The following is a 263-nucleotide window of genomic DNA, read 5'->3' as shown; positions in this document are numbered from 1 at the left end:
GCGCAGAGCGATCCAAGGGTACGACCGTCCCGAATCCGATACGAGAAAGAACATTGAAGCCGAAGCGTGCAATGGGCGACCGCCGCGAGAAATCGGTATCCACCGCAAATACGAGAGGGGCGGGACTCGCGAGTGCCACAATTACGCCATCGAGAAGCGAAACATGGTTCGCATGCACGATCGTGTTCCCTGCGGCGATGGCAGTGCGCGCATGCTGTGAATAGCTAACACGCACGCGAAAGGCTGCGAGGCCGAGCAGGGAT

General features: G+C 59.3%; 1 protein-coding gene. It reads right to left on the bottom strand.

Features of this window, described 5'->3' with window-relative positions; translation table 11 throughout:
* The coding region (locus SB689_RS23385; RefSeq protein ID WP_410694438.1) for a hypothetical protein at positions 1-263 on the bottom strand (263 nt) is incomplete at both ends.

The organism is Chryseobacterium sp. SIMBA_038 (assembly GCF_046535115.1).
Taxonomy (GTDB): domain Bacteria; phylum Bacteroidota; class Bacteroidia; order Flavobacteriales; family Weeksellaceae; genus Chryseobacterium.
The sequence above is the reverse complement of the archived record's forward strand: the minus strand, read 5'-3'. Positions and strand labels throughout refer to the sequence as shown.